Raw genomic sequence first — 4,901 nt, 5'->3', positions numbered from 1 at the left:
ATGGCGCGGGGCGCAACCCCAGCAGGCGTCGCGGCGCGCGGCCGAGGAGCCGGTAGGTGTCGGGCAGTTCGGTCGTCAGCACCACAGCGTCGGCCGGCACCCGCTCGCCGCTGTCGGTGCTGACCGCGGTCACCCGATCAGCGGTGCGTTCCAGCGCTGAAACGGCAGCGTCATAACGGAATTCGACACCAGCGTCAGCAGCGGCCGCGGCGAGTCCATCGGGCAGCGCCCGCATGCCGCCGCGGGGGAAGTAGACCCCGGCCACGGTGTCCATGTAGGCGATCACCGCATAGACGGCGAGCGCCCGCCGTGGCGGCACGCCGGCGTAGAGAGCCTGGAACGTAAACACTCGCTGCAGCCGTTCGTCGGTGATGAACCGTCGGACCATGGTGTCCCACCGGCGGAACCCGCCGATCGCGGCCAGCCTGGCCAGCTGCGGCGTCAGCAGGCCCAGGGGCGAATCGAAGTTCGCAGCAATGAATCCGTCGAACTCGACCCGGTACAGCGTGGCCAGCCAGTCCCGCAGCCTCAGGTAGCCCTGTGCCTGTGCAGGCCCGGCGAAGCGCTCCACCTCGGCGGCCATGGCCGCGGCGTCCGCGTGCACATCCAGCCCGCTGCCGTCGGCGAACGAGGCGTGGTACGCCGGCTGCACTGGAGTCAATTGCATTCTGTCAGAAGTGGATTCGCCGACCGCCGCGAAGGTGTCTTCGATGATGTCAGGCATTGTCAGCACGGTGGGACCGGTGTCGATCCGATAGCCGGCCAGGTCGGCTCGACCGACCCGGCCGCCGGGGTGCCGGCCGCGCTCCAGCACGGTGACCGTGCGGCCCCGTCCGGCCAGGTGCAGCGCGGTGGACAGGCCCGCCAACCCGGCGCCCACCACCACAACACGATCCGTGCGGCCGCTGACGGTACGCATCACTTCACCGCCGGCGACGTCATGTGGCCCGCTCCGTGCATGCCACCGCCATCTCTGTCAGAGCAGTCCGGATCGACTCGTCCAAGTCTGTGTTGTGCACCCGGTCGAGAGCGCGGGTGACGCGGGCGTCGATCATCTGCTCGATGAGCTGTGGTGCGCCCGTCGTCTCGATCAGGCCCCGCCACTTCCGCACATCGACGGCGCCGAGATCTGGCAGCCGCATCAACTCGAGCAGTTCGCGACGCACGGCGCCGTCGGCGAGTTCGTAGGCGACCACTACGACGCTGGTCGCCTTCCGCTCGGCGAGGTCGCCGCCGGCCGGCTTGCCGGTTATCGAAGGCGACCCGAAGATGCCCAGCACATCGTCGCGAAGCTGAAACGCCTCACCGATTGCCTCGCCGTACTCGGCGATCATGGTGAGCACGCGCTGATCGCATCCTGCCAGGGCCGCGCCGATCTCCAGTGGCCGTCGCACGGTGTAGTTGCCGGACTTGCGCCTGGCCACCGCAAGAACGGAATCCAGGGTCGGGTAGCCGCTGGCATCGTTGACGAGGTCACCGAACTGACCGATCGCCAGCTCGGATCGCATCTCGTCGTACCTCGGCCAGGCCCGTTCCAATGCGGTCGGGGCGACTCCGCTCTCGCGCAGCATTTGTTCGGCCCACACCAGGCATAGGTCGCCCAGCAGCACGGCGGCCGCCTCCCCGAATCGCTTCGGCGATCCGGACAAACCCCGGTCCCGATGCCACTGTGCGAATGTCACGTGCACGGCTGGCTTGCCGCGCCGCAGCGCCGAACCGTCCATCACGTCGTCCTGCAGCAGCGCGAACGCATGCAACAGCTCGAAGCTGGCCGCCGCCCGAAGAGCGGCCTCGTCCGGGTCCGCGCCGCAGAGCCAACCGAGGTAGGTGAACGTCGAGCGCAGATATTTGCCGCCCTCGAGGAAGCCGAGCAACAGGTCAGGCGCGATGTCGATGCCGGCGCCGCGCAAGTCCGGCACGCACCTTTGGTTGAGAAAGTCGCTCAGCCTGGTCGCCAAGACTTCGCGCAGTCCGCTGCGCCAGCGTGTGAACGACACCTGCTCGTGGCCTTCGGCAGGGGCGGCCAGCCGCCGCAGTGTCAAGGCGGCGGCGGGTACGTGTCCGTTGCTGCTCACAGGACACCATTCGCAAAGTCGGCCGCCCGAACGCATCGTTTTTGCATCGATTGACAGCATAGCGAGCGCGCTGGACCGCCGCCCGATTCATCGCGACAACTGTCCACGTTTGCCTCTCCGTCCCGGCGCGTTCCCCATATTGATGATTCGCAGCCGGTGGACGGTCGGATGGGTGCCGGCTACCGCTCGGAGGCGCGCAGCCCCAGGGCCAGCACCAGGCGGTCGTCGGCATCGCCCAGGGTGCTGCCGAGCAGCTTCTCGATGCGGCGCACCCGGTACCGAATGGTGTTGGGGTGCACGTGCAGGGCGGCCGCGGCGGCCGCGACGTCGCCGAAGCTGTCCAGGTAGATCCGCAGGGTCTCGGCCAGCATCGGGTCGGCGTCCCTCAGCTTGTGCACCCGCGGGTCGATGAGCCGGGGTTGGCCCGCCACCTGGGACACAATCTCATCGAGCAACACCGTGGTGCGCGCCTCGGCCACCGAACTGACCTGGCCGATGGCGCCGGGGTGGCGCGTAGCGCTGTCAAACACCCGATCCACGTCGGCACGCGCCGCCGCTACGGCGGGCAGGCCGGCCAACGGGGCCGCGATCACCGCCCGCAAGGTCAGCCCGAGCTCGCGCCGCAGCGCCGCGACCACGCCGCGGGCCCACGACGTCACCGTCGCTGCCGCACCCGTCTTGGGCAGCAGCACGTAGACCCGCTGACCGGCCGAGACCACCTGGGCGTCGGCGCGAAACGCGCTGGCGCTCAACGCGATCACCTCACCAGGTACCGAGGTGTCGCCAGCGAACCCGATCACGGCGGCCTTCTCGTCGGCGGCGATGCCGAGCTCCCGCGCGATCTCGGCGACCTCTGCGGACTGGCTGACCGCCTGCTCGCCGGCCAGCCCGAGTAGTTCACGCACCCGGACGGTGTGGGTCGACGGCGCGGTCGCCAACCGCGACATGATCCGGGCCGCGAGCACCGCGCCGCCACGCAGCACCTCGTCGGCATCGTCGGCCAGCGGGCTGGACCCTTGCTGCAGCCAGATCGTGCCGCCGAAGACGGGTGGCCGACGGGCATCGCCGGAGGGCAGGTGAATACCGACCGCCAGCCGCGGCCGCAGCCCCAGTTCGGGGCGTTCGGCGACGCGGACCACCTCAGGGCCGGCCCGAAGCGCATCGAAGATGCCCCACTGGCCAATCCACTTCAGGTGTTCGGGGGGCCCCGCGCGACCCAGGATCGACGACCGGCGCAGCTCGTCGGCCTCGGCGTTGGACGCCGAGTAGGCCAGCACGTGCGAGTCCGCGTCCTCGATGCTGATCATGCCGCGGGACCGTTCGGCGATCGACTGCGCGAGGCCGAACAGGTCCGTGCCGGAGCCGGTGTGCGGATCGGTGCGGTCGCCATGGTGCTCGAAGACGTGATTGACGAGTTGATAGATCCGCTCCCAGCGAGCCCGGGGGTCGACGGACACCACGGCAATACCGGCCGCCACCGCTCGGGCCACCACCGTCTCGGCGGGGTGTTTGACGAAGATCGCCACCGGAGTGCCGGTCTGGTGCTCGATCCACCGCAGCGCTTCGTCGTCGGTGACACCCAGCAGGAAGAAAGCGTCGGCGGCACCGGCGCCGGCGGGCAGTCCGAGCCGGACATCATCGGAGTCGATCAGTGCCGCCGAGGCCACCGGCAGGTCGAGCCCGCGGGGCGCCTCGACGAGGCTGACCAGCGTCGCGTCCAACGCCAGCAGCAACTGGCCCAGCCCGATCCCGGCGCTCCGCATATTGGCCGATTCTACTGGTGCAAGCCAAGAGCCTTAGCGGATCGGACAACAGTTCCGCGGCCGGCATCGGGGATGCTTGAACAATGGATGCCATCACCGACGTGCCGATGCCGGCCAACGAGCCGGTCTACGACTATGCCCCCGGATCGGGTGAGCGCGCCCGGTTGACCGACGCCCTCAACGCGTTGAGCGCTGACCCCATCGACCTGCCCCACGTCGTCGGCGGCCAGCACCGCCTCGGCGACGGTGACCGGGTTGATGTGGTGCAGCCACACCGACACTCCGCGCGGCTGGGCACCTTCACCAACGCCACCCACGCCGACGCCACCGCGGCGATCGAGGCCGCGATGGCGGCCAAGGCGGACTGGGAAGCCACCCCCTTCGATGAGCGCGCCGCGGTGTTCCTGCGGGCCGCCGACCTGCTGGCCGGACCCTGGCGAGCCAAGATCGCGGCGGCCACGATGCTCGGGCAGTCCAAGTCGGTCTATCAGGCCGAGATCGATGCGCCCTGCGAGCTGATCGACTTCTGGCGGTTCAACGTGGCCTTCGCGCGCGACATTCTGGCGCGCCAGCCGATCAGCTCCCGCGGGGTGTGGAATCGCACCGACCACCGCCCGCTGGAGGGCTTCGTCTACGCCATCACCCCGTTTAACTTCACCGCGATCGCCGGCAATCTGCCGACCGCGCCGGCGCTGATGGGCAACACCGTGATCTGGAAGCCGTCGCCAACCCAGACGTTCGCGGCCTATCTGATCATGCAACTGCTGGAGGCGGCCGGCCTGCCGCCCGGGGTGATCAACCTGCTGACCGGCGACGGTATCGCGGTTTCGGATGTGGCGCTGGCCGATCCGCGGCTGGCCGGCATCCACTTCACCGGTTCGACGGCGACGTTCCAGCACCTCTGGCGCGAGGTCGGCACGAATATCGACCGGTACCACACCTATCCGCGGCTGGTCGGCGAGACCGGCGGCAAGGACTTCGTGCTGGCACACCGCAGCGCGCGACCGGACGTGTTGCGCACCGCGCTGATCCGGGGCGCGTTCGACTATCAGGGCCAGAAGTG

Annotated in this window: 4 protein-coding genes; 1 reads left to right on the top strand and 3 read right to left on the bottom strand. The window is 69.4% G+C overall.

The annotated features are described in order from the left end of the window. The 3 genes from crtI to ACN269_RS33280 form a co-directional block, all read right to left on the bottom strand. Positions 1-919 (bottom strand): phytoene desaturase family protein (gene crtI / locus ACN269_RS33290; protein WP_421477090.1); only part of this gene is annotated, 919 nt, incomplete at its 3' end. Between the two features lie 19 nt (positions 920-938). After that, a complete protein-coding gene (locus ACN269_RS33285; RefSeq protein WP_421477088.1) occupies positions 939-2,075 on the bottom strand; it encodes a polyprenyl synthetase family protein in 1,137 nt (378 codons plus the stop codon). 179 nt (positions 2,076-2,254) lie between these two features. Next, on the bottom strand, positions 2,255-3,838 hold the full coding sequence (locus ACN269_RS33280) for a PucR family transcriptional regulator (protein WP_421477086.1): 1,584 nt from the start codon (positions 3,836-3,838) through the stop codon (positions 2,255-2,257). An 83-nt stretch (positions 3,839-3,921) separates the two neighbouring features. Here ACN269_RS33280 and ACN269_RS33275 point away from each other — a divergent pair. Beyond that, positions 3,922-4,901 (top strand): aldehyde dehydrogenase family protein (locus ACN269_RS33275; protein WP_421477084.1); only part of this gene is annotated, 980 nt, incomplete at its 3' end.

It is taken from the genome of Micromonospora sp. WMMD736, from assembly GCF_049179015.1.
GTDB lineage: Bacteria > Actinomycetota > Actinomycetes > Mycobacteriales > Micromonosporaceae > Micromonospora.
Note: the sequence above shows the minus strand (reverse complement) of the source record. Positions and strands in the feature narration are given on the sequence as shown.

What these genes read in the sequence shown, in the direction of transcription:
- ACN269_RS33280 (WP_421477086.1), bottom strand. Translation starts at nt 3,838, where the DNA reads ATGCGGAGCGCCGGGATCGGGCTGGGCCAGTTGCTGCTGGCGTTGGAC.